Origin of the sequence: Pelolinea submarina (assembly GCF_003966975.1) — a bacterium.
Classification (GTDB): Bacteria; Chloroflexota; Anaerolineae; order Anaerolineales; family Anaerolineaceae; genus Pelolinea; species Pelolinea submarina.
This window is the reverse complement of record NZ_AP018437.1, coordinates 1,882,649-1,907,289: the sequence shown is the minus strand read 5'-3', so window position 1 is coordinate 1,907,289 and position 24,641 is coordinate 1,882,649. Positions and strand designations below refer to the sequence as shown.

At 47.2% G+C, this 24,641-nt stretch carries 23 protein-coding genes and 2 other RNA genes; 18 read left to right on the top strand and 7 right to left on the bottom strand.

From position 1 onward, the window contains the following. The first annotated feature begins 195 nt into the window (after positions 1–195). The 4 genes from gcvT to Pelsub_RS08385 all read left to right on the top strand — a co-directional run bounded on the left by gcvT (position 196) and on the right by Pelsub_RS08385 (position 7,157). Complete coding sequence (gcvT, locus tag Pelsub_RS08400; protein ID WP_116224178.1) at positions 196–3,336, top strand: glycine cleavage system aminomethyltransferase GcvT; 3,141 nt, start codon at positions 196–198, stop codon at positions 3,334–3,336. 29 nt (positions 3,337–3,365) lie between these two features. Then, entirely contained in the window at positions 3,366–4,592 is a 1,227-nt protein-coding gene (locus Pelsub_RS08395) for an aminotransferase-like domain-containing protein (protein WP_116224179.1), read from the top strand. Positions 4,593–4,936: 344 nt separating this feature from the next. Beyond that, a complete protein-coding gene (locus Pelsub_RS08390) occupies positions 4,937–5,620 on the top strand; it encodes a hypothetical protein (RefSeq protein ID WP_116224180.1) in 684 nt (227 codons plus the stop codon). A gap of 16 nt (positions 5,621–5,636) precedes the next feature. Next, positions 5,637–7,157 carry a hypothetical protein gene (locus Pelsub_RS08385; RefSeq protein ID WP_116224181.1) on the top strand — a complete coding sequence of 507 codons (1,521 nt, stop codon included), beginning with the start codon at positions 5,637–5,639 and terminating at the stop codon, positions 7,155–7,157. Positions 7,158–7,217: 60 nt separating this feature from the next. Here Pelsub_RS08385 and Pelsub_RS08380 read toward each other — a convergent pair whose 3' ends face one another. Continuing rightward, positions 7,218–8,945, bottom strand: coding sequence for a nucleoside kinase (locus Pelsub_RS08380; protein WP_116224182.1), 1,728 nt, complete (start codon positions 8,943–8,945; stop codon positions 7,218–7,220). A 72-nt stretch (positions 8,946–9,017) separates the two neighbouring features. On the opposite strand from Pelsub_RS08380, the gene Pelsub_RS08375 reads away from it, so the two are divergent. Next, positions 9,018–9,833, top strand: coding sequence for a lipoate--protein ligase family protein (locus Pelsub_RS08375; RefSeq protein WP_116224183.1), 816 nt, complete (start codon positions 9,018–9,020; stop codon positions 9,831–9,833). A gap of 6 nt (positions 9,834–9,839) precedes the next feature. After that, positions 9,840–10,421 (top strand): SanA/YdcF family protein, encoded by a 582-nt coding sequence (locus tag Pelsub_RS08370; RefSeq protein WP_158675043.1) that lies wholly within the window; start codon positions 9,840–9,842, stop codon positions 10,419–10,421. Between the two features lie 97 nt (positions 10,422–10,518). Here Pelsub_RS08370 and Pelsub_RS08365 read toward each other — a convergent pair whose 3' ends face one another. The 3 genes from Pelsub_RS08365 to Pelsub_RS08355 are packed head-to-tail and all read right to left on the bottom strand — an operon-like array spanning position 10,519 to position 12,622. After that, on the bottom strand, positions 10,519–11,790 hold the full coding sequence (locus Pelsub_RS08365; protein WP_116224185.1) for a PTS ascorbate transporter subunit IIC: 1,272 nt from the start codon (positions 11,788–11,790) through the stop codon (positions 10,519–10,521). A gap of 21 nt (positions 11,791–11,811) precedes the next feature. Next, positions 11,812–12,105 carry a PTS sugar transporter subunit IIB gene (locus Pelsub_RS08360; protein WP_116224186.1) on the bottom strand — a complete coding sequence of 98 codons (294 nt, stop codon included), beginning with the start codon at positions 12,103–12,105 and terminating at the stop codon, positions 11,812–11,814. Between the two features lie 49 nt (positions 12,106–12,154). After that, a complete protein-coding gene (locus tag Pelsub_RS08355; RefSeq protein ID WP_198418326.1) occupies positions 12,155–12,622 on the bottom strand; it encodes a PTS sugar transporter subunit IIA in 468 nt (155 codons plus the stop codon). A 189-nt stretch (positions 12,623–12,811) separates the two neighbouring features. Between Pelsub_RS08355 and Pelsub_RS08350 the strand changes: the two genes are divergently transcribed. The 5 genes from Pelsub_RS08350 (at position 12,812) to Pelsub_RS08330 (ending at position 16,820) form a co-directional block, all read left to right on the top strand. Then, positions 12,812–13,552, top strand: a complete 741-nt coding sequence (locus Pelsub_RS08350) for a GntR family transcriptional regulator (RefSeq protein WP_116224187.1) — start codon at positions 12,812–12,814, stop codon at positions 13,550–13,552. A gap of 9 nt (positions 13,553–13,561) precedes the next feature. Beyond that, positions 13,562–14,293: a sugar isomerase domain-containing protein gene (locus Pelsub_RS08345; protein ID WP_116224188.1), complete on the top strand. Its 732-nt coding sequence runs from the start codon at positions 13,562–13,564 to the stop codon at positions 14,291–14,293. 109 nt (positions 14,294–14,402) lie between these two features. Further along, on the top strand, positions 14,403–14,975 hold the full coding sequence (locus Pelsub_RS08340) for an HDIG domain-containing metalloprotein (protein ID WP_116224189.1): 573 nt from the start codon (positions 14,403–14,405) through the stop codon (positions 14,973–14,975). 3 nt (positions 14,976–14,978) lie between these two features. Further along, complete coding sequence (locus Pelsub_RS08335) at positions 14,979–16,070, top strand: nuclear transport factor 2 family protein (RefSeq protein ID WP_116224190.1); 1,092 nt, start codon at positions 14,979–14,981, stop codon at positions 16,068–16,070. A gap of 66 nt (positions 16,071–16,136) precedes the next feature. Continuing rightward, entirely contained in the window at positions 16,137–16,820 is a 684-nt protein-coding gene (locus tag Pelsub_RS08330; protein ID WP_116224191.1) for an SOS response-associated peptidase, read from the top strand. A gap of 63 nt (positions 16,821–16,883) precedes the next feature. On the opposite strand, the gene Pelsub_RS08325 is transcribed toward Pelsub_RS08330, so the two are convergent. After that, positions 16,884–17,465 (bottom strand): hypothetical protein, encoded by a 582-nt coding sequence (locus Pelsub_RS08325; protein WP_116225006.1) that lies wholly within the window; start codon positions 17,463–17,465, stop codon positions 16,884–16,886. A 190-nt stretch (positions 17,466–17,655) separates the two neighbouring features. On the opposite strand from Pelsub_RS08325, the gene Pelsub_RS08320 reads away from it, so the two are divergent. From Pelsub_RS08320 to Pelsub_RS08295, 6 genes are all read left to right on the top strand, one after another. Further along, on the top strand, positions 17,656–18,195 hold the full coding sequence (locus Pelsub_RS08320; RefSeq protein ID WP_126440460.1) for a hypothetical protein: 540 nt from the start codon (positions 17,656–17,658) through the stop codon (positions 18,193–18,195). A 3-nt stretch (positions 18,196–18,198) separates the two neighbouring features. Beyond that, positions 18,199–18,465, top strand: coding sequence for a hypothetical protein (locus Pelsub_RS08315; RefSeq protein WP_116224193.1), 267 nt, complete (start codon positions 18,199–18,201; stop codon positions 18,463–18,465). After that, positions 18,458–20,671, top strand: coding sequence for a DNA polymerase domain-containing protein (locus tag Pelsub_RS08310; protein ID WP_116224194.1), 2,214 nt, complete (start codon positions 18,458–18,460; stop codon positions 20,669–20,671). Before Pelsub_RS08315 ends, Pelsub_RS08310 begins: the two co-directional genes overlap by 8 nt. 65 nt (positions 20,672–20,736) lie before the next feature. Further along, positions 20,737–21,125: a transfer-messenger RNA gene (gene ssrA, locus Pelsub_RS08305) on the top strand. 187 nt (positions 21,126–21,312) lie between these two features. After that, positions 21,313–22,059, top strand: a complete 747-nt coding sequence (locus Pelsub_RS08300; protein ID WP_116224195.1) for a CPBP family intramembrane glutamic endopeptidase — start codon at positions 21,313–21,315, stop codon at positions 22,057–22,059. 26 nt (positions 22,060–22,085) lie between these two features. Next, positions 22,086–22,892, top strand: coding sequence for a YhfC family intramembrane metalloprotease (locus Pelsub_RS08295; RefSeq protein ID WP_116224196.1), 807 nt, complete (start codon positions 22,086–22,088; stop codon positions 22,890–22,892). A 179-nt stretch (positions 22,893–23,071) separates the two neighbouring features. Here Pelsub_RS08295 and Pelsub_RS08290 read toward each other — a convergent pair whose 3' ends face one another. Both Pelsub_RS08290 and ssrS read right to left on the bottom strand, forming a co-directional pair. Next, a complete protein-coding gene (locus Pelsub_RS08290; protein ID WP_158675042.1) occupies positions 23,072–23,683 on the bottom strand; it encodes an FHA domain-containing protein in 612 nt (203 codons plus the stop codon). 82 nt (positions 23,684–23,765) lie between these two features. Then, a non-coding RNA gene (ssrS, locus tag Pelsub_RS08285) (6S RNA) lies at positions 23,766–23,943 on the bottom strand. A gap of 84 nt (positions 23,944–24,027) precedes the next feature. On the opposite strand from ssrS, the gene thpR reads away from it, so the two are divergent. Further along, complete coding sequence (gene thpR / locus Pelsub_RS08280) at positions 24,028–24,615, top strand: RNA 2',3'-cyclic phosphodiesterase (protein ID WP_116224198.1); 588 nt, start codon at positions 24,028–24,030, stop codon at positions 24,613–24,615. The last annotated feature ends 26 nt before the right edge of the window (positions 24,616–24,641 follow it).

The following is a 24,641-nucleotide window of genomic DNA, read 5'->3' as shown; positions in this document are numbered from 1 at the left end:
ATCATCCGATTTTTAATGCTTTTGTCCTTGACCTGAGGTTTACTGAAAGATAAAATTGAATTGATGATTGGTCTATTTAAAAAATATTCAGAGCTCTTTTTCCTATGTCTTCTAACATCGCCAATCAGGGCTTATACAAAACCACTTGTTAGATAAAGGCAAGTGGTTTTTATCTTAAATCTTGGAGTAGCACGCATGCCTGGTTTTTATTTAAATGATTCTATGGAAAAGGTTGATCCGGACCTGAAACGGATCATTGATTTGGAAGCAGCTCGTCAAAATCAGAAACTGATTTTTATCCCCAGTGAAAGTGCCGCGCCGCTGGCCGTACGCGAAAGTCTGGGTTCCATTTTGCAGAATATCTATGCGGAAGGTTATCCGGATGAAGCCAGCCGTTGGTTCTCACAAGAAAAGATACTGGATGTGGAACGCCATCTGGCTCACTTCAGCCGTTATTCCGATCCGCGCTATTATAAGGGTGTTGAATTCGCCGATGTGATCGAAGAGCTGGCCCGTCGGCGCTGCGCCGAAGCTTTTGCCACTCCCGATGTGCACGCGGATGATATTTATGTCAACGTGCAGCCCTTGTCCGGTGCGCCGGCCAACAATGCCGTCTATCAAGCGTTGATCAATCCCGGCGATACTATTTTGGGTATGAACCTCCTGCACGGCGGGCACCTGACGCACGGTTCTTCGGTCAACCGTTCCGGAAAGTTATATAAAGCCACCCATTACAGCGTTGACCCGCAAACCGAACAGATCGACTACGACGAAGTGGAACGTATCGCGTTGGAAAACAAACCGCGCGTTATCATCACCGGCTTCTCCTCTTACCCCTGGGTGCCGGATTGGGCGCGCTTCCGCCAGATTGCCGATAAGGTCGGCGCCTATCTGATGGCCGACATCTCCCACATTGCCGGCATGATAGCTGCCGGTGTGCTGCCCTCCCCGGTCGGTTTTGCCGATGTGATCACATTCACAACCCACAAAACCTTATGCGGTCCGCGCGGAGCATGCATCCTTTCCTTCAAAGAAAGCATCTCCAAGAAGATCGACAAAGCTGTATTTCCCGGAGAACAAGGCGGCCCGCACATGCAAGTTCTGGCAGCCATGGCTACAACATTCAAATTAGCCCGAGAAGAATCATTCAAGAATTTTCAACAGCAAATTTTAAAGAACTGTAAAGCCATGAGCGATCAATTTGAAGCTCGCGGCATCCGCATTGCCTTTGGCGGTACCAATACCCACCTGCTGAATATCGACTGCAAATCCGTCATTGGTCCCGATGGTACAACGTTATCAGGTGATATGGCCGCCCGCATGATGGATTTAGCGGGTCTGGTAGCCAATTCCAACGCTATCCCGGGCGACAAAGCCACCCTGCGTGCCAGCGGTGTGCGCCTGGGTACTCCCTGGTTAACCCAGCGCGGTTTACTGGAACAGGACATGCGGGAAATAGCCGATATCATTGTCGATCTGCTCCAGGCTGCCAAGCCTTATACCTATACAACCGGCAACACCTCAGTATCCCGTGCTAAAGTGGATTTCAAAACCTTCGAGGATATTAAAATCCGTGTACGTAAGATAACTGAAAGAGCGTTCTGCAATGAAGCTGCGCCTCGCATTGGCTATCCGCAATTCAACTTAATTGACGATTCCTTATCCAATGGAAACACCGATACGGTTTCTTTTGAAATCCGGGGCGCTCACGTACGGCAAAGCCTGAACTTCCTTCTCCAAAACAACCTGGAAAACTTACCCGCCGGTGAAAGCCAGCTCACAACGCTTTTTGTTGAACAAGAAGCGATAAATGCTACCCTGACCTGCAACGATCCCAACAACTACGTGCTTAGTCTTCCCGCTGAGAAAGCCGCCCTGGCTTCTGCCTGGCTGCGTGATCTCTCAGACGGATTTATTTATTTTGACGAGGATTTACTGCGGCGCATTCCCGGCCCCTTTGTAGTCAAACCGTCTGAAACGAAAATTGTCTCTTTGAATAAAGCACAAAATGACGCTTCCAATAAACCTTATTTCGTAGGTATTGACCTGGTCTCGGGTCAAGCCCAGCCGGCTTTACCGGATTTTAAATGGGAAGCCCCCCAAGAAGAAGCGGATAAACAAACCAACCTGCACGCCAAACACGTTGCGCTGGGCGCCAAAATGGTGCCTTTCGCCGGTTGGGATATGCCGGTTTGGTATAGCTCCGTCCTCGATGAACATATTGCTACACGCAACGCAGCCGGATTGTTTGATGTATCCCACATGGGCGTTTATCAGGCAGAAGGACCGGACGCGCTCGCATTCCTGGACAGCGTTTGCGCCAATGACATCAGTGCCTTGGAGATCGGTGAATCGTGCTACACGCATTTCCTTGACCCGGATGCCAACGTTATTGACGACTTGTTAGTGTATTATCACCGTCAGGATGAATACCTGGTCGTGGTTAACGCCGGAAATGATGACAAGGATTGGGCCTGGCTGAACGCCGTACGCCAGGGATTGGTGAAAATTGATAATCAGCGTCCCTGGGCACACACTTTTGGTTCCAACGTAATTCTCAAGAATTTGCGTGATCCTAAAATGGGGAAGGAAATGCGCGTGGATTTAGCCCTGCAGGGCCCTCGCTCGCGCGATATCCTCAACGCCATCGGTTTATCCACTGATGACACTTACCGCTTGAATAAGCTCAAGCGGACCCAGTTGGGGCATTTCACCTGGCAAGGTCTGGACTTGATCATTTCTCGCACCGGATATACCGGTGAGAAAATGGCCTTTGAAATCTTCATCCACCCCGAAAAATTACCCTATTTTTGGGATATGCTCCTGAAGGTCGGTGAACCTTTTGGCATAAAACCCTGTGGTTTGGGCGCGCGCGATTCCCTGCGCACCGAAGCCGGTTTGCCGCTCTACGGACACGAAATGGGCGGTGAAATGAACCTGAGCGTAAGCGAAGCTGGATTCGGTTCCTACGTGAAAACCTACAAACCTTGGTTTATCGGCCGCGCAGCTTTCCTGCAAAAAGAAGCCCAACGCAGCGTGGAAGTCGTCCGCTTCCAGTTTGAAGGCAAACGCGTTCGTATGGCTCATAACGGCGACCTGGTGGTAAACGAAAAAGGTAAAGTTATTGGTCAAGTAACCAGTTGCGCCATTAATAAAGAAGAATTCTTAACCGGTCAGGCTTGCCTGGAGAAATCAGGCATCCAGGAAGGTACTTCAATTTACATTTACCAGAACACTAAAGCCATTGAACCCTTCGCTTTAAGTGATTTAAAAACGGGAAGCAAATTGCAACTGCCGGAAAAAGCAATCATCCTCAGCCGCTTTCCAAAGTTATGAAGATTGCTATTAAATTTTAGGAGGAAGATATGCTAACTTTATGGGATCATCGTTTTGCTCAAAGAACCCAGAGAATGGAAAGTTCGGCAATTCGTGAATTATTGAAATTCACTGAGAACCCCGATGTTATTTCTTTTGCCGGCGGTATGCCGGCTCCGGAGGTTTTCCCAATTGAAAAATTCAAGGAGGCTTGCCTGACGGTTCTGGATCAGAACGGGCCCGCCAGCCTCCAATATGGCTCTACGGACGGTTATGCGCCATTGCGTGAGATGATCGCCCGTTATTCTGCCCGTTACGGCATTAACGTGACCATTGATAATATTCTCATTACCAGTGGTTCCCAGCAGGCGCTGGATTTATTAGGTAAAATTCTCATCAATCCCGGTGATGGAGTGCTGGTGGAATCCCCCACTTACGTAGGCGCTCTGCAAGCCTGGCGTGCTTATGGCGCGGAGTTCGTGCCGGTCCCGACCGATGAGGATGGCATGATGACCAGCAAATTGGAAAGCTGCCTGCGGGCTGGCCCCAAGTTCATCTATGCATTACCCAATTTCCAAAATCCTACCGGATCCACATTGGCCTATGACCGCCGGTTAAAATTAATCGAGCTGGCCGAAAATTACGGTGTGCCTATTGTTGAAGATGATCCTTACGGTCAACTGCGCTTCGAAGGGGAAAATCTGCCCGCAATTGAGGTATTGGACAGTCAAACTCGCGCGCAGGAGGAATGTTACTCCGGCAATGTTATTTACCTGAGCACCTTCTCCAAGACTTTGGCTCCCGGAATCCGCCTGGCCTGGGTGATCGCTCCTCCGCCCGTCATTACAAAATTGATTCAGGCTAAACAAGGTACTGACCTGCATACCTCCACCTTTAATCAGATGGTTGCCTACGAAGTCGCAAAAGACGGTTTCCTTTACGAACACGCCAAACTCATCCGCAAAGTATATAAAGAACGGCGCGATGTGATGCTGGACACTTTATCGGAATATATGCCCGAGGGTGTCTCATGGACGCATCCCAAAGGTGGTTTGTTCCTATGGGTTACCTTGCCGGAATGCCTGAATAGCCAGGACTTATTCAAAGATGCGGTTGCCGAAAAAGTGGCCTTCGTCCCCGGCGATTCATTCTACGCTGAAGGCGGCGGCTTTAACACCATGCGGTTGAATTTCTCCAATGCTTGCCCGGAAAGAATCAACGAGGGTATTTTCCGTCTGGCAAATGTGCTTAAAAAGCACCTGGTCGCAAATAGCTAAACCTAAAGGGCTGTCAAAAAAAGACAGCCCTTTTTTTATTTTTTTTTAGTTCTAATCCCCACCCGTCCTAAAAAGAAATTTTTCTGTAGTGTTCACTATCCTTGCCAATATTGATTGCATTTTTGCATACCTCCTATAGAAAACGTATGATGGCAACGATAATTGAACGACTAATTCCATGTAGATCCACTTATTGTATAATTTATTAAACCCATATTAATAGAATGTATTAGGTAGGGAAATCATACACAGCAAAGAACCGTGACATCGATTCTAGCGAAAAGGGCATCTCTTTTTTTTACTCCAATATTCTACAACTCGTTAATTAGGAGGATTTAATTACTATGGAGGACATAGGAATCAGCTTGATTGTTATTGTTTTTACTGGTGTTCTTATTGGCGTAATCTTTTACCTGGTTAATTTAAAAAGGAAAACTACCGAAAAAGTCATTCGTGATCTTGCTGCCCAAAAAGGTTGGGAATATGAACCTTTCAAGGAAACATTATCCTGGGGATACCGTCTACGAAGTCCCCAATGGATTCTTGAATCCGTCACCGAAACTACCGGAAACTCTGCTGAACTTAATCAAAATAACGCGGCCCAATTTACACGTCTATCCACCAGCCTTTTCCATATCCCGGGGCATCTTTTGATTAATCCACATGCAGCGGGTTCAAGGCTATTAAACGCGATGCAGCTGGAATTAGCCCAGAGAGCTGCCAGTTTTTTTTCAAGCGGTGTAATAGACAACTTGGAGGAAATTCATAGTGGTAGTTCAAATCTGCGTGAGCACTACTCCATTTTAGGCCAGCCTGATTGCGACACTTCTTCTTTATTTTCTCCACAAGTAGAAAATGGCTTATTAAATTGGAAGGGTGAACGTCCATGGATCAGGATTGGAAAAGACGGAATGCAAATCGAGATTCGAAATAAAAATATCCAAAAACCTGAAGAAATCGGAGAGCTGGTTAACCTGGCGGATTCACTGATAGCATCGTCAAAAAAGATCAAACAAAATAAAAAATAGAGGAGCTGGATAGTCAATGATATACAAAAAGGGTTTTATCCTGAGTTTGTTAGTAGTTTTTTGTTTATTAGCCGCTTCGTGCGGGCAAGCCTCTCGAGAAGGCGACCTTTTAGGGGATGAGTTAATCAACCAAGAGGGTGGTTTTTCTTTGAGAAAACCATTTGGTTACACCATGCAGATGGATGGCAATGTAGTCAATTTCACCGCACCGGACGCATTGCCGGAAATCGGTCCAATGCTGATGGCAATGGGTGGCACCACGATGGGTGAAATGGACAATGACACTCTCTTCGAACAGACTGCTTCCAGTTTATCGGTTATGGAATTTTCCCGCCCCAAGAAACTCACCATCAATGGTGTCAAAGGCTTGTTGGCCGACGGTAAAGCCGAATATGATGGCCAGACAGTGGAAGGTCAGCTCTTCGTCGCCATGGTTAACCCAACCCAACAATTCAGCCTGATCGGATTTGCTCCGAAAGATCGTTCAAGCGAACTCATTAAAGTCTTCGACGCCGTGCTCGGGTCAACAAGTTTCTCTGGTACAAGCGGCGAAATTCCTTCATCAATTCAGAAAAATGAAAGCGCTTCGCTAACGGAGACACAGCCATTAAGGCAGTGGGCCTCATCAGCATCCGCCAGCTCTGAGTATTCCAGTACAGATTATTCTGCGTTACGCGCAGTCGGTGAGCCGGATGTGGATTCGTGCGGAGATAACGGCAATGCCTGGGCCTCAGTTGATCCCGATACGGATGAGTGGCTGGAATTGACTTATGACGTAGCCGTTGTACCAACGGAGATCAACATTTACCAATCGTATAACCCATCCCAGGTTGTGGAAGTACAAATGATTGACACCGATGGCCAAACTTGGGTTGCATGGTCCGGTGTACCGGAAGCCGTCGAAAACTGCCCGGATTTGATGACTATCACTATTGAATTGGATGAGGAGATCCTCGTTGATCAGCTGGTGGTTTTCATCGACCAAAGCACAACAGGCTGGGGTTGGACTGAAATAGACGCCGTGGAACTGGTTGGTTACCCGGCCGGCCAGACGCCCGTAGCAGCCGGCGCACAAATGCCATCGGGTTCGGAGCAGTCCGCCTCTAGCGGAAATAGTGCATTCTCAACGGATAGCCTGGCTTCCGGATCATTTGTATATCAGGTCAGCGGTTATGAAAATGACCTCATCGAGAGTGACAGCGTATCCTACAATTCAACCGATACCGGATATGTGGTTGCCCTGTTTAGCGGTGGTACTGGCCGTTACGCCGTCAATTTTATTTTGCCAAAACAAGATATTAAGAATGGGTACATTGACTTAATCCCCTACGACGACCGTGATGCTGCCAAGTATTATATGGGAATGATCTATATCAATGCTTTCCCATATAAGGCGGATAAGGGCTGGATCGATATTCAATCCGACCCAAACAACGGTCTGCTCACCGCCACTTTCTCTTTCACAGCACAGAGCAGTGATTTTCCGGACCGGTTTGTCACTGTTGAAGGGGCGATGAAAGATATTCCCTTAAAATAAATCAGTACCTTGATAACGAGGCTATAAAATAAGGCTGCCCAATTACGGCAGCCTTATTTCTTAATCAGATCTGTTCTCGTTCCATAAGTGGAAATCGGTAAAGAAAGAATTTCCGATAAATTCTCGTAAAATCGAGTTATCCGGAATCATATTGCTATCAATCGGCAGAAACCAGTCCAGAAAAGCCAGCAGCCTTTTTGCTTCCAAATATTCATACGTTCCGAAAGGTATCTGCCGCAGCAGCGGTTCAACGTAGGGTTTCAGCGCGGATAATTCATACACCAGGGCTGAGTTGAATATCTCATCCGCGTTTTCCTGGTACGGGAAAATGTTATCGCGCTCCCCCCTGCGCACGGAATCCCATAAATCAATTGTTCGCTGCGGTGAGTAACCGCGTGTTTGTGCGTCTCGCACAATGCGGCGCAGCATACGGGTATCTGTTGTGGATATGCGGTTGTAGTAATCCAGGTTCAATTGCGTCAGGCAGGAGGTGTAAATTCTGAATGTATTCTTTCTGGGAATTTGTTGAAAAAGATTGGGATTCAACCCGTGAATTCCTTCAATCACAACAATCTGATTTTCATTTAATCGAACCGTTTTTCCAACTTCCCGTAATCCGGTTTTGAAATTATAGTGCGGCAGGGTAACTTCTTTACCCTTCATCATTTCTTGGATGTGAAATTCCATTAAATCCGCATCAAGCGCCTTGAAGGATTCGAAATCATAATTCCCATTTTCATCTTTCGGTGTCTTTTCCCGATCGACAAAATAATCGTCCATTTCCAAAGCAAAAGGCACGATACCGTATGTGATCAACTGCACAGCCAAACGTTTTGAAAAAGTGGTTTTTCCTGACGAGGTTGGACCTGAAATTTGGACAACTCTGATTTGGCCGTTCTTGCGCGCAATGCGGGATGCAATTTGGGAAATTTGCTGTTCCTGCAATGCTTCGGAAACCAGAATGACTTCCCGGATCGACTTATGTTCAATTGCGTTGTTTAACGCGCCAACGCTGTCAATATCCAGACTTTTCAGCCACGAACCATATTGCTTGAATATCTCCAAAAGTTTGCTGTAGCGCGGCATGGGGAAGAGCTGATTGGGAGTGGCGCGGCGGGGATACTGCAAAATAAAGCCTTCTCCGCGAGGATGCAGCTTGAATACGTTAAGGTAGCGGGTGGAAGGAACCATATACCCATGATGATAATCTTTGTGGTTCTCCAACTGGTAAAGGACCAGGTAAGGCTTTTTTCTGTATTTTAATAGCCTTAATTTATCCGCATACCCCTTCTCTTCGAAATATGCACGGGCTTCTTCCAATGTCACCCGTTCTTTGGTAATAATCAGGTCTTCTTCAACCAATTTTTTCATCCGCAATTCCAATTTGCGGATTTCTTCTTTGGAAAGCGGTTGGCGGCCCAAGATGCTACAAAAATATCCACCGCTGGGCACTGAATGATCAATAGCCAGGAAATACTCGGGGAAAAGATCGTCGAAGGCAGTCTCCAATAAGAATGTCAACGAGCGCCGGTAAATCTTTGATCCATCCGATGTGGACATATTTACCGGCTGCACTCCGCAGGCTTTGGATAACGGAGCGGTCAATTCTTTCAGAATACCGTCAACAACCGCGCCGACAATCTGTGAGCCTTCCCACCCATCCAATGGGCTTAGGAATTCTTCCAAAGTGGCGCCGCGTTTACCGGTTATAAATCGCCCATCCGGCAAAGAAATTTCGATATTTTCGCTTAATTGCTCAATGAATTGGAAATCACTTTTATCGTTCATGTGGATTTGAATTTTACCACCAAGGATTTCAAGTAAAATGGTAGCGATTAATCCAATCGGAACCCTAAAGAAATGGATAACTGGCGTCTACTCATCCACCCTCCTTACCCTGCTGCCTGGAATATGGCTGTTGATGAATCTATCCTGGAAAGCACTGTCAACGGCGACTCGCTGCCCACACTGCGTTTGTATAGCTGGCAGCCCTTCGCCCTTTCGCTGGGTAGAACACAGAAGTACAGCGAGGTGGATACTCCCACCCTGGCTGCGCACGGATGGGATGTGGTGCGCCGCCCAACCGGAGGAAAGGCCATCCTACACGCGGACGAATTGACTTATTCGGTTTGCGCTCCGCAAGAAGATCCGCATGTCAGCGGGAATGTGTTGAAATCCTACCTGATACTATCTCAGGGATTGCTGCGGGGTTTGCAGCTGGCCGGGGTTCCTGCCGATTCACAACCAAATGTCGAGAAGAGTCTGGACAGGCTCGTCAACCCGGTCTGTTTTCAGTATCCGTCCGATTACGAAATCACTTTTGGCGGAAAAAAATTGATTGGAAGCGCTCAAGCCCGCCTGGGTAATGGAGTCCTGCAGCATGGCGCCATACCAATATCCGGAGATATATGCAGGGTGGTTAGTGTCCTGGCTTTCGAATCCGATATTCAACGCACTACGGCGGTGAAAAACCTGCAAGAACATGCCACCACAGTTGAAGCCTGCCTGGGTCATCATCCGACCTGGGAATTCATAGCCCAATGCATGCGGGATGGTTTCGCCCAAGCGCTCGACCTTCATTTCGAGACAAGCATGCTTACCATCAAAGAAAAAGCACGCGCATTCCAGCTTTGGAAAGAAAAATATGCCAATGACCAATGGACGCAAAGGATGTAATCTATATTGTTTGCTTTAATTTTCTTCTCAGTAATCACATTTCTGCTTTTGATTGTTTACCTGTTGGTTTACCTGAATACAAAGCAATTCAAGCTGAATATAAATCAGTTGGGGCATTATAAATACTGCCTGGTATTGGGTGCCGGATTGGAAAAAGACGGTAAGCCTTCCGATATCCTGATGGACCGCGTTTCCACAGGAGTTTGTCTATTTAATAACAACCAGGTCGATCTTCTAATCATGAGCGGTACACGCCGGCGTGGTTATGATGAACCCGGCGCCATGCAAGCTGCCGCAATCGCGCAGGGCGTGCCGGATTCTGCTATTCTGCTGGATCCGCAGGGAATTTCAACTTTAGATTCCTGTGTGAATTTCAAACAGAAATTTGCACACGAATCCCTGGTAATTATCACCCAGCCTTTCCATTTACCACGCTCGATCCTGTTAGCACGGAAATTAGGACTGGATGCGTACGGAACGGCCGCCGGCATCTATCACTTTTCCTGGTACAAACGAGCTTTCTGGTATATACGTGAATTCTTTGCCCTGCCGTATAACTTCATCAAGTTGGCGTTATATTCTCACTAACTGAAAACGGCCAAGCATTTTACCGACAAACAAAGACAGATACCTGCAATAAGCAGATATCTGTCTTCAATTTACTTGAATCTGGTTTGTTGGAATGTTACGCGATTAATCTCGCGATTAAGCCGGTGACAATACCCCATAACGAGAAGTCTTGGCCACCATAAACGAGCATCCAGTTATTGATTGTGTTGTTGAAGAAATAGGAACCTAAGCCGACCAGGAAGACCATGATAACGCCGGATACGGCCGCGCCTACCACAGCGCCGCGGACACCACCGGTGCCGTTACCAATGATAGCCGCAGTACCAATTTCGAAGAAGCAGGTGAACGTCAACGGAATGATGACGGTCGGGAACATACCTGCTGTCAGGATGATGGTAATGGTTGAGGTAATCATGGCAACCACAAACCCAATGATCAGAGCGTTGGGAGCATAATTGAAGATGACTGGGCAATCCAAAGCGGGGATGGCGCCAGGTACAACCTTGTCAGCGATACCCTTGAACGCGGGCACAATTTCAGAGATAAGCATGCGCACACCCAACAGCATGACGGTGACACCGACACCAAAGTAAATAGATTTTGTGAAGATGAAAGTGAAAACACCCGTGGAAGCACCGGCATAACCCCATACTTCGGCAGGGATAAAACCTTTCGCCTTGAGGATAAAACTCATCACAATATAGGTGAGGCAAATGACGATAGAACCGGTGATGGATACTTCCTTCAAGAAGTTAATGCTCTCGGGGAACTTTAATGATTCTGTCGACTTTTCCTTGTTACCGATTGCTTTTCCCAGATATCCGGAGATAACCGACAACGTCGTGGTTGGGTGACCGATGGTAAAGCTATCATCACCGGTTACTTCTTTCACCAGCGGCTTCATCAAATTGGGCGCCACAATCATGTAAATTGAAGTGATTACAGCAGCCAAGGCCACCAGTTTAAAACCCACCAGTCCAGCACCTACACCAGCAGCGATGAACACATAGGGGAACCAATACAACATATGGCCGGTCAGGAAAACAGATTTCCATTTGCTGAAGCGAGCAAACAGCAAGTTGACAGCAAACGCGATAATCATAACAATGCCAATCTCAGTACCGTACTGGGACATATCAATATCAGGGGTACCGTTGGCGGAAGGCATAATCGTATTGAAAGCACTTGCCAAACCGTCAATTGATTTTCCCGTAATGATTCCAGTACCTTGAGAAAGTACAAAGAAACCAATTGCTGTCATCATTGTGCCGCGCACAATTTCACTAAATGACTTTTTTTGCAGAAGCAAGCCAATCAATGCAATTAAAGCCAGGAAAATTGCACCCTGACCAAAAATTTCATTAATAATAAAATTCAAAATTTTCACGTTTCTCTCCTATTGATTTATTTATTCTTTATTAATTCCATTGAAAAAATCCATTGTCTTTGTGGCGACCTCGTTCTTGTCCATGAAGTTATCGATGGGAACGACTGTGACTTTTGCACGACCTTCAATTCGGCTGTAGAGATCTTTTGAGATAAAGATTGCATCACAGGGTTGCGACAGACAAGTTCCAACATCCCCGCAAAAGACATCTGCCTTAATATTGTTTTCCTTTAGCACCTCCTCGATTTTCATTCTTAAAAATAGCGACGAACCACAGCCAAACCCGCATACTGTCTGAATTTTGATTTTGTCCATTATTTTCTCCTTTTGAAAAACAGAAACATCTTAGTATGATTTTCCACTATCATAAAAGATGTTTCTCGGTAATATCAAGGATTTCCTGGGGAGTCTTTGCATCGATCATCTCCTGGATGGTATTTTCTTCCATCAGGACCTTGGCTATCTTCGCTAATGAATCCATATGCGATTTTCCATCTTTCGCGCAAAGCGCCAGAATGATATAAACCGGGTCATTGGGCACGCCAAACAGAACCGGTTCTTCCAAGGTAATGAGAGCGAAATCATCCTTTAGTACCTCTTTTGAAGGCGCGGCATGTGCTAATGCAAAATGCGGCAGAATGACCATGTAAGGGCCCATCTCTTTTACCGCGTCGATCATAGCGTCTGTATATTTTGAGGTAATGCTTCCGGATGATTCAAGCAAACCGCCAGCTATACGAATAGCTTCAGTCCAATTCCCCGCTTTTACTTTGGTTAAAATGTTTTCTTTTTTGAACATATAATTGCCGATGGTTTCGTAAGATACCCGCATTTATACCACTTGTTATATATTAAGGCAATACCAATGGTTATTTTCGCTGAATTTAAGCGATTTTATAAACCTTTTGTTATTAATTTTAAAATATTCTGGCAATATATATAACATCAGGTATAATAAAATCCGGATTAGAAACTGATAGGATAATGAATCAACTGTCACTTTATTAGATATAAATAGCCTATGTCTGCTGAAAATAACAAAAAAAAGAATAAATCTACTCAGGTTAAAGAATCTCTGAGGGAATTTATCAATCGCCCGGAAGCAAAAAACGGTGATTGTCTTCCTTCCGAGCGAGAATTGGGAGAAAAATTCAATGTCTCCCGTATTACGATTCGCAAAGCATTAACCGAGCTTGAAAGCGAAGGCCTTATTTACCGCATTCAGGGAAAAGGTGCTTTTATTTGCGTGGAAAAAATCCCTCAAAACCTGACGTTGCTCACCAGTTATTCCGAAGATATGAGGGAAAGGAAATTGTCGCCGGATTCCCTAATTCTCGCGATTGACTCAATTATCGCAAACGACTATATCAGCGAAAAATTACGCATTAAAACCAACGATCCGGCTTATGTCCTTCGCAGGTTGCGCCTGGCTGATGGAGAACCCATGGCAATCGAAAATTGCTACATGCGTGAAGAAATTGGATCGGTTATAGCAGAAGCCATCACCAATGGCACATCCTTGTATAAATTATTCGCGACAAAATGCGGTATCAAGCTTAATCACGCTTCACAGACCATTGAAGTTGCCACGCTGACCAATTGGGAAAAGCGTCTATTAGGAAACGATAGCCCGTCCAGTGCCTTATTAACCAAGCGGCAGACATTTGATGTAAACGGGCAAGTTGTTGAATACGTCGAATCAAAATACCGCAGTGACCGATACCTCTTTCACGTCGAGTTGTTTTCATCCCAGCTTTTATGAGAGTAAATAATGTTTATTGAGAAATACTACGATAATACAGCGGAAATCATCCAAACCATTTTTTCAGAAGAATCACCCGCAATTGAAAAAGCCGGAACCGTCTTGGCAGAAGTATTTAAACAAGACGGTCTGGTGCATGTATTTGGATGCGGCCATTCGCATATGATCGAAGAAGAACTTTTCTATAGAGCCGGTGGATTAGCTTTGATCAATCCTATTTTTGAGACAAGTGCGATGTTGCATGAAGGTGCTGTAAAAAGCAGCCAAATAGAACGGATGAGTGGTTATGCGCATCTTGTATTGGAGAGATACCCGGTCAAGCCCGGAGATGCCTTTTTAATTGCTTCTACCTCAGGCATCAACTCATTCCCCATTGAAATGGCCCAGGCGGCAAAGAAATCTGGGGCAACTGTTATTGGAATAACCTCTTATTCTTATCTTGAAAACCCTTCCCGGCAAAAAGATGGCCTGCATCTCGCGGATGTTTGCGATATCACTATCAACAACCACGTCCCTGTTGGCGATGCGAGTGTGGAAGTTAACTCCGATGGGACAAAATCGGGTCCGCTTTCAACTCTGGCTACGCTCTTTATCGCAAACTCACTAATGTTGGCAGCTTGTGATCAGCTTAGAGAATGGGGAATCGAACCAAAAATCTTCCGCAGTGGAAATTGCCAGGGCGGAGATGAATATAATGCTGGACTAATTTCACAATTGAAACCACGAATTAAACATCTTTAATATTTCTGTTTTTAATTCTATACATCCTTGGATATTTCCTACAGAAATCTCAGGTGTTTCTCGTTTTTTTCTTTTCAAATACTCGTTCCCATATATAATTAAATACACTATGAATCGCGACGAAGCCTTAACATTAATGTATCAGTACGTTCAAAAAGACAGCCTGCGCAAACACATGTTTGCGGTCGAAGCGGCCATGCGGTTTTACGCCGCAAAATTTGGTGAAGACGTGGAATTCTGGGGCAACACTGGATTGCTGCATGATTTCGATTTTGAGATCCATCCCGATCTGGAGAGACACCCATCGGCGGGCGCACCTATTCTACGCGAAGCCGGGGTACCGGAGGAAATGGTGTTGGCCATTTTGAGCCATGGCGTCGAAACCGGCGTTCCACGCGATAATCCGCTGAGGAAAACTTTGTTTGCATGTGACGAAGTCACCGGATTGATTACCGCAGTTGCTCTGATCCGGCCTTCTCGTTCCATTCTTGATTTAAAGGTCTCTTCCGTAAAGAAAAAATGGAAGAATCTTAATTTTGCGGCTGGAACCAGCCGGGAAGAAATGGAAATGGGCGCGCAGGAATTAGGCATTGAGCTTTGGGAACATGTTGGCAATGTGATTGAAGCCATGCGGGGCGCGGCCTCTGAATTGGACCTGGTCGGAAATCCGGGATTGGAATAATCAATGACAGCGCCTGTAGGAAAAGGATTTTACATCTGGAAGATTCCCAATTGTGAAGATGGGGATATCGAAAAGATTGCCTATACCGCCTACCGCGCTGGATTAAGTTACGTTTTAGTTAAAATCGCCAATGGGATTTACGATTACAACTACGATTCCAGTACCGGTGCTGACCTGGTTGGCCCCCTGGCGGAAGAATTAGCCAAGCGGGACATCAAAGTCTGGGGCTGGCATTATGTTTTCGGGGACTTGCCAAAAGATGAAGCTAAAGCAGCCATCCGCCAGATCAGCAAATTGCCGCTAGCAGGCTACGTAATCGACGCAGAGGGTGAATATGTCGGAAAATACACTCCCTGTCGCACGTTTATGAACGAACTGCGCAACGCTTATCCTGATTTTCCCATGGCGCTGAGTTCTTATCGCTATCCTGATTATCACAACGACCTGCCCTGGTCTGATTTCCTCTCCAAGTGCGATCTGAACATGCCCCAGGTATATTGGGAACAAGCCCATAATCCGGGTGAGCAGCTTGAAAAGAGTTTGAGTCAATTCACAAAAAACTGGTCGCCTTTCCGCCCTTTAGTTCCCACCGGGGCAGCTTACGGCGGCAGCGGCTGGTATCCGACCGCAGATGACATTACTGAGTTTATGGATAAAGCCGTTGAATTGAATATGAGCGGGGTCAGCTTCTGGAGCTGGGATTATTGTCGCCTAAAGCTTCCCCTCATTTGGGAAACCATCGCTGATTACGAATGGCCCACTGATCCAAACCCAGATCTGGATATTACCGAATCGCTCATCAACGCTTTTAATAACACCGATATTAACGCCATCGCAAAGCTTTACACCGATGACGCGATTCACATCACTGCCGCAAGGACCATTCAGGGCCAGAGTGCGTTGAAGTCTTATTACACCCAACTGCTCAACGTGGATTACATGAATGCCGCATTCGAAATCACAGAATTGAGCGGTGAGGATCCTACCCGTTACTTCACCTGGGAAGCGACTTATTCAGACGGCACGGTAAAATCCGGCATGGACACCATTGGCATTTCCGACAGCAAAATTATCTACCATTATTCCACCTTATAGACATCCTCCGGTGTTGGTAAAATCGACGTACCGCGCTTAAAAAAAGCGTTTATTTGAGAGGTTAATATGTGTGGTCGATTTACAATCATCTCCGATCCGGTTGCTTTTCAATTGGAATTTGACCTTCCGATTGAGGAATCCGTTAAACAGAACTGGAAACCCCGTTACAATGTCACCCCTACCCAACTCATTCCGGTTGTAGATAATCCACAGGAACGGAAATTGGACCTGATGCAATGGGGGCTTTTACCAATTTGGGTTAAGGACAAAAAAGACAGCTTCCGCCTGATCAATGTCCGTTCAGAAACCATCCTGGAGAAAACATCCTTCCGGCGGCTTATGCAAAAAGGACAGCGCTGTTTGATCATGGCCGACGGATTCTATGAGTGGCAAGCCTCCAGCCAAGCCAAAGAGCCCAAAACACCCTTCTATTTCCACCTGAAAAATAATAAGCCTTTCGCTTTTGCCGGTTTGTGGGATATCAGCAGTTTACCGGACGGGCAAACAGCCAAAACCTGCGCCATCATCACATGCGCGCCCAACAACCTGGTCAGTACGGTCCACAACCGTATGCCGGTCATCCTGAACGCGGAGACAGGCTGGGAATGGCTGAACAACCAACCCGACCCCCAACTGCTTGCCCTCCTGAAGCCTTTCCCGGAAAGCGAAATGGAGGCCTATCCGGTCAGTCCGCTGGTCAACAATCCCGCCAGCGACCTGCCCGAATGCATCCTGCCTGCTAAAAATTAAACCGTTGGAGCGCACCCCTGTAAAGTAACCCTTGTTATCTATTTCTGTACGGTCTTACAGCGCTTATAGATGCATAAAAAGAAGTATCGTCAGCAACGTACCCGTCGCACCTATCATAGCACCGGATATTAATTCCTTGAATGTATGCCGGCCCATGGCGATCCTTGCCCAAAAAACCGGGATCAATAGCAGGATGACATACCATGTCTTTAAACCGAAAAAATAAATCAGAGCCACGCAGGGGCCTGCCACACCGCAGGCATGACCGCTGGCCTTGAATTTAATCAAGCTATTGATTAGGGCAAGCAGCCCTCCCGATACCAGATAGGAAACAAACAATAACTGAATTCCCTGTGGCGCGTGGAACAACAAACCCACAATGGTACCCAGGACATAACCCGCGATACACATCACAAAAGCCAATTTCCTCTCGCCTTTTCTTCCCTGGGTCTTATAGGCAGGAAGTATATGCTCCAAAAGATATGCCGAAATCGGCAGAATTGTCAGGAACACAATGGAAATGCCATACCATAGAACGCCGCCAAACACACTCCTGTCATGCAGATAAATCGCAGTTAGCACAAACAGCGAGATTATAGGAGCCACACTGATAACACTAATAAACTTGCAAACTTTGTTTTTCATACAACATCTCTTTAACACAACCATTTCTAGAAAATTTACGTCCTGGCCTCGCCTCATACATGCTTCCAGTTCCGGTCGTGAGCGCAACCGTTTATTATACGACTTTAAGTATAAATACCCCCGCTAATCCCCCTGCGGCAGCACGTGTAAGTGGGTTGCGGATATAGAATACTTGTTCTATAATAAAGATATGAACATTTCACTGCAAGAAATTACCTTAAATCAACTCGTTGTCCTGGCATTTCCACGCTACCGGGTACGGGATATTTTTGCTCTCATGGCCGATTCGGCTCAGCGCAGTCCAATACGTGTGATAGACGGCGGCAACCTTTTCAATGTCCTCACCCTGAACCGTGCCATCCGGCGCAAAAACAACCGCGTGGAAGAAGTACTGGGGCGGATTTATATTTCACGTGCGTTCACATGCTTCCAAATGGAAGCCATGCTGCACAACCTGAGCGATTACCGCTGCCCCATCTTTATACTGGATCTGCTATACACTTTCTACGACGAAAGCGTGGATGACGGGCAAAGCCGGCGCCTGATGACCGATGCCATCCGCCATCTTACGCAGGCCAGCGCGAGCTCTCCTGTGCTGGTATGCATCTTTCCACCCGCCAAAGCGGATAAGCGTCCTTTTCTGATGCAGATGCTCCTGGAATCCGCCAATTCCGTGTGGCAGCCGGAAGCTCGGCCGGCCGCGCCACAGCAGCCGGGGTTGTGGGAGTAAAGCATGGGCCGCACTATTCCTTCCGCAAACCAATACCTGATCCAGGAACAGGAATCGTTCAGCCGTTTCCGCCGGGCGCTGCGGCGCAGCGACCAGTTGGCATTGGACGAATTATTCGCCGCCGCCCGCAAACACGCTGCCGCGCTTTCATATGCCTCGCATGCCCTGCCTTTCGAGGTGGCCCTGCTCTCCATGCTGCTCGAGGAGCATAAGGAAGTCATGCGCCTTCGCCAGCTGATCGAGGCCCAATCCCATCAGGAAAATGGCTGAGTTTTCCGGTTGGCTGTTGGATCTTTATGAGGATCCGCAGGCGGGTGTTGTGCTCTGGTTCATCACGGAAGAGACAAAACGGGTCAGGCTGCGCCAGGTCTTTCCGGTGACCTTTTACATCGGCGGTGAGGAGAAGGAACTAAAGCGGGCAGGCGTATTTCTCCAATCGCACTTCCCTTCGGCCAGGATATTCTTCACCAACCGCAAAGACCTCTACAGCCAAAGTCAAATTCCCGTTTTAGCGGTGGAAACGCAGCCTATCCACATCACTGCGCTGGTGCGGCGCGTTGCAAAGCAGTTCCCCAGGTTGGATTACTACGACGCGGACATTCCCATCGCGATCCGCTACGCTTCCCGCTTCAAAACTTTCCCGCTGGCGCTTTGCCGTGTCACCCATGAGGAAGAACAACTCCAGGCGCTGGAAGTGCTGGATTCTCCCTGGGAACTCGACCCGCCCCCGCCCCCGCTGCGCACCCTGCAAATTGACCTGGATTGCGATCCGCGCTATGGGAAACCGGAATTATTGACCATTCGCTTCAACGACAAGGAACACCGCATTCCCATTCAATATGAAAGATCATCGCTCATCCGTCTGAATTCCATTCTGACCAATTTTGACCCGGACCTGCTGTTGACCAACAGCGGCGATATCTGGCTGCTGCCTTACCTGCTCGATATGTCCAAGCGCACCGGTATCGCGCTCAACCTCAACCGTGACCCCAACCGATCGGTGATGATTAAGAAAGAGGGTTCTTACTTCTCCTATGGCCGCATCGTTTACCGCAGCCAGCAAACACTGCTCTTCGGCCGCTGCCACATCGACAGCCGCAACTCCATGTTGTGGCAGGATTACGACCTGGCCAGCGCGCTGGAGATGGCACGGGTGACGCGCCTGCCCATTCAGACCGCCGCGCGCTGTTCGCCCGGTACCGGCATCAACATGATGGAGGTCATCACCGCCCTCAGGCAGGGCGTGCTGGTACCCTGGCAGAAGACCCACGGCGAGGAAGTGAAAAACGCTTACCAGCTGCTGCGCAACGATCAGGGTGGCCTGGTCTACCAACCCATCGAGGGCATCCACGAAAACGTGGGGATGATCGACTTCATTTCGCTTTACCCCAGCATCATGACCTACTGCAACATCTCTCCGGAGCTGCCCGTTCCAAAGGATTTGGGAGTCTCTCCCTTCCCGCCCGGGCTGATACCCATTACTTTGAGACCCTTGTTGGAAAAAAGGGTGGCGATGAAACAGCACCTGCTCTCCCTGCCGCCCGACGACCCGCAAAAGCCCTATTATCAGGCCAGGACTTCTTCACTGAAGATGCTGTTGGTATGCTGTTTCGGTTACATGGGTTACAAAGCCGCCAAGTTCGGTCGCATTGAATCGCACGAAGCCATTTCGGCGCTGGGGCGCGAAGCGCTGCTGCGCGCCAAGGAAGCCGCGGAAGACATGGGCTTCACCGTGCTGCACCTGTACGTAGACGGCATCTGGGTGAAAAAAGAGGGCTGCAGCCAGCCGGATGATTTTCTGCCGCTACTGAACGAAATCGTCGACCAGACCTCGCTGCCCATCGCCCTGGACTGCATCTACCGCTGGGTAGCTTTCCTGCCCTCCAAACAGGACAGCCACATGACCGTCCCCAACCGCTATTTTGGAACCAAGCAGGACGGCAGCAGCACCGTGCGGGGCATTGAGATACGCAAGCACGACACACCCGCCTATATCACGCGCATGCAGGAGGATTTGCTGGGCATCTTTGAAACCGCCGCCAACGTGCGGGAATTACACAACCTGCTGCCGCGTGCCCTATCCCTGGTATTGGAGCGGTACAAAAACCTCAGGGCCGGCAGGGTGCGGACGGCAGACCTGGTGGTGCACAAACGCATGAGCAAGGAATTGAGCGCCTACCGGGTGCGCTCAGTGGCAGCCATCGCCGCGCAGCAGTTGGAGGATATCGGCCAGCCAATCCGCTTGGGCCAGAGAATCCCGTTGGTATACACACTGGGGAAACCGGGTGTAAGCGCCTGGCACGAACATATCCCGCTTGACCCCCGCAGCGTTAATTATGCGTATTACTGCGAACTGCTCACCCGCGCAGCCGGCGCCATCACGCAGCCCCTGCAAATGGATGAGGAAGCTTTGAACATGTATCTCATCAGCGATGGAATCAACTTTGCAAGCGAAAGTCTATTTCCTTTACATTGAATTCTCATCCGGAACTTCGCTCTTATTTAAATCTGATATTCGTGCTGTATAATAGGGTTGTCTTCGGGGATGCCAGGCTTCGACGGGAGAGGCTGAACCCGGACGGCGAGCCGAGAGGTACCGACCTCGTGAAATCAGTACAAAACACAAGTGCCAAAAGCACAAACTATGCTGCTCTTCCTTTAGCTGCATAAGCTAGGAATCAGCGAATGGTCATTGCGACCACGTCTACCTGAACCGAACTCCGACCGGTCATAGGATAGGCGCCACAAAGTTGGAGTGCTGTGCATAAGGCCGCGCAATGCACAAAAGAGGGCTTTCGGGTCCAAGCGGCTGGCTGCTGAAATTGGCTGAGGGTCTCCCATCCAGCAGTGAAAATAAAGATCCGCTACGCTCGTAGAAGTTCGAGGCTCTATTCTTTCGGACGCGGGTTCGATTCCCGCCATCTCCACTTGATGGACATTACACGAGCACTTATTATTTCAAAGATAGCTTTGTGGTAACAGTGCGATTGTAGTGTCAACCAAAAACAGCAGTCAGGTCCTAAAAGCTTGGTTGCTGTTTTCATTGTAATTTTTTAGGTATCGCTTTTTTATGTATGATACCAGTGGCTATGAACGGGAGGATAGATAAGATACAAAATGTCAAAATTCAGCTTTTTAAAACTTAACAAACCGTTGAGAGTCATTATTGCGGTTATCGTGCTGCTGATTGTTCAGGAATTCGCCGGCAAAGCCGGAGGGGCGATTGCTGATGCATTCTCCTATCAGAAAATTGACCCGGACAATGCTTTTGCGTGGCAATCTGTTCATCATATAGTCATGCTGATCATTGGAGTGGCTGTTATTGCGGTATTAAGCAGGCTGTTGAGAGATAATTTCGGCTTTCAGCTCGGGGACCGAAAGAAGGGGGTGCGCTATTTTGCCATATTCACTGCAGCTCTAACGATAATATCGCTTGCATTCCATTTACGCCTATATACCAGCGGTCAGTCTCTAACCTATGATTTCGCATTGAATAAAAGAAATGTTCTTGGAACGCTGGGTTTTCAATTACTATTGAGCGGGCCCGCTGAAGAAATCTTGTTTCGCGCATTGCCTGTCACTGTGCTGATCCACGTGATTGGGAAAAGCGTGGACATAAAGTGGAATATTTCATTGGAGGTCATTTTAGCTTCCCTCTTGTTCGCATTCGCACATATCAAATTGTCTCTGTCCCCTTTCGCCATAGATGCGAATGTTTCTCAACTTTTTTATGCTTTTGCGATAGGCACAGTACAGGGTATGGTCTATCAAGAGAGCCGCAGCATTATATATCCAGTTTTAATGCATAGCCTCAGCAATGTTCTGATGGTTGGGACGGGATATTTATTCGCTGTGCTGATATAGACAATAATAAAAAGGAAGGAATAAAAATGAATTACACAGTACCTATATTATCCATCATATTCATGGCAGTCTCCGCACTTATAGGAATCGCTATCCCCGTTGTATTGTTTCTTGTATTCAGGAAGAAATATAAAGCGGATATCCTGCCATTCTTTGTCGGGTGCGCGATATTTATTCTATTTGCATTGATTTTGGAAAGTCTCATTCACAACTTGGTATTAACATCTGAAGCCGGCAGAGCAATAACGAGCAATATATGGGTATACGGTATCTACGTTGGTCTAATGGCCGGGCTTTTTGAAGAGACTGGCCGCTTTACTGCTTTTAAAACGGTGCTGAAAAAGAACCTGGGCAACAATCCTAATGCCCTAATGTACGGCGCCGGGCACGGAGGATTTGAAGCCATTTATCTTCTCGTGGGTAATATGATATCGCATATTGTAATGGCCGTTACGCTCAACAATGGTATGGGAAGCAAACTAACCGTCGGAATCACCGATCCAGCCGCATTACAAAGGGTCAACGCAACAATAGCGGCGCTCGCGGAAGCGCAGCCCATAGATTTTTTAATGGGCTCAATTGAGCGCTTTGCCGCCGTGGCCCTTCATATCTCCTTATCGGTTCTCGTATGGTTTGCCGTAAAGAACGGCGGACGGCGCTTCTGGCTCTTTCCGCTTGCAATTTTCCTGCATGCATTGATGGACACAGCCACTGTTATTCTATCGTCTTACAGTTCAAATATCTGGATCATCGAGGGTGCCATTTACTTTATATCGGCCAGTTGTGTTGTGATTGCAGTTACGGTATGGAAGAAATTCGCTTCAACACTATAGCGTTATTGTATTGATGTTGAAGAAAAAATATAAAGTACTTCCATTTCGGCAAGTCATTTGCATCCTTTACTGATAAAACCAGGAAAAAGAAAACTATATTTTTTGACAATGGTGACCTAAGTATAAAAAGAGAACCCGTGAAATAATTTCGCGGGTTCTTTATATTCGCTTTTACAGATTTACGGACAGACGCCCGGGCTGACGGAGTTGAAGAAACCGGAGAACAGGTTGCACCATTGGTCCGATACTTCAATCACAACCATTGGGATAACGCAGAAGATAATGATAAACGCTATGGCAATCATCAGGATGATTGCCCATTTTGGATATCTGTCGAGGAATTTCACCGTGTCCTTTTCTTCATCGACAAATTCCTCTATGTCCTCAATTGGGTTATCCGTCATTGGATCAACGTCATTCCGTTTTTCTCGTTTAATTCTCAGTTTCTCTTGTACTTCTGCGTTTGCAGTGGGCTCAGCCTCTTTAGGTTTTTCGGTTTTCAATACCACTTCAAAGGTGCTATCTTCCCCCATGGTAACCAGATCGCCATGTTTCAGCTTCTGAGCTTTCCTTAAAGCTTTTCCGTTCACGGTTGTACCATTGGTCGACTTCAAATCTTCAATCAGCCAATTCTGCTTATCAGGATAAATTCGCAGATGATGCCGGGAAATTTGTACATCCTCTAAAACCACAGAGTTTTCCGGGTCGCGTCCGATAGTGACTTCATCACCGGAAAGAAGGACTTCTTTTCCGGGTTGTGATCCTGTTTGGAAAATCAATTTTTCATCCATAAAACTCTCCTGTGTCATTATTTTTATTCCAAGGGACAAAAAAAGTCAAGTCATCGAAATGACTTGACATTCTTTTTAAACAAAACTCCCCGCCATGTCGTGTGCGACTAAGTTTTGAACCTGCAAGAGCAGGACGGGCACTGCCTCGTAAGCTTCGCCTTGGCTTGCGCCTATCGCGTTGCACCCGAAAAATCAGAGCCCATTTTTTAAAGTGTTGGCTCAAAACGATGACAGCCGCATCACGGGCACAGCAGGGTATCCATCTTATACCATATTTCAAAGCAAGTGCCTAGACCACCGCGCCCAACCTTGACACCCATCTCGCCTGTTTATATACTGGTGTCATGAAATCAGCCACATTGCGCACCTTCTTCGCCTGCAATATTTCAGATACCAATTTATCCCATATTAATAAATTACTCTCCGAGTTAAAATCCTCAACACCCAATGCGGTGAAATGGGTTGATCCGAAGAACCTGCACCTTACGGTTAAATTCATCGGCGAATTCAGGCAAACCGACATTGAAAGCATCAAACCTTTACTGAGCAATGCTTTATCTGATTTCTCTTCCTTCCCCGTCACGATCCAAACCTTAGGCGCTTTCCCTTCCTTTGGGAAACCTCAGGTCATCTGGTTGGGTTTGGACGGGAACCATGCTTTGTTTAGGTTGGTAGAAATCGTGGAAAAGCAATGCGCGGTTTTGAATTATCCAACCGAGAGCCGGCCATTTTCCGCGCACATTACAATCGGCAGGTTGAGGCAATCCGCCTCACCAACTGAAAGGGGAATAATCGGGGATGTTTTACGTACGCATCATTCTGTTACCATTGGTGCACAACCCATTGAAGCCCTTCATTTTTATAAGAGTGATTTAACCCCGAGCGGTCCCATTTATCAAACCCTGTTTACAATCCCTTTTACCTCACGATAGGTATCTATGTTAAAATTGGTTCGAAG